Annotated in this window: 1 protein-coding gene; it reads left to right on the forward strand. The window is 35.8% G+C overall.

Going from position 1 to position 556, the window contains the following annotated elements; all coding sequences use genetic code 11:
* Positions 1–101: 101 nt before the first annotated feature.
* Positions 102–556 (forward strand): DNA cytosine methyltransferase (locus tag ABN217_RS20070; protein WP_349459977.1); only part of this gene is annotated, 455 nt, incomplete at its 3' end.

Raw genomic sequence — 556 nt, forward strand, 5'->3', positions numbered from 1 at the left:
TGATGGATTACATCATTTAAATTTTTTAGCACAATTCACCTTGCCTGTTTAGATATACAGTGCTAGTATCACCGGGAGTAAAACCGGATAAGTAGACACCTATGACAATTGAAATCCTAGATAAAGCAGAATATATCAGACTATTGAGAAAAAAACTTGGATTAGGCCCAACAGAAATGGCAAATCTTCTAGGCATGAATGCAACAGGAGAAAGAACTATACGTGGTTGGGAAAATGGTGAACATACTCCAACACCTGCAAAATGGCAGAGCATACTTGATTTAGAAAAATCCTTAGCCAAACATTCAAAAAATGCACCATTCAAACAAAAATCTTTAGAAGAAGCTGATTTTACTTTTATTGATTTATTCGCAGGGATCGGTGGGATACGGTTACCATTCCAAAATCTTAATGGGCACTGTGTATTTTCATCCGAATGGGATAAATTTTCTCAAAAAACGTATTTAACGAATTATGGAGAAATGCCGAACGGAGATATTACTCAAATCTCAGCAAAAGATATACCTGACCATGATATTTTATTAGGTGGCTTCCC

Source organism: Proteus sp. fly-1067, from assembly GCF_040139345.1.
Taxonomy (GTDB): Bacteria; Pseudomonadota; Gammaproteobacteria; order Enterobacterales; family Enterobacteriaceae; genus Proteus; species Proteus vulgaris_B.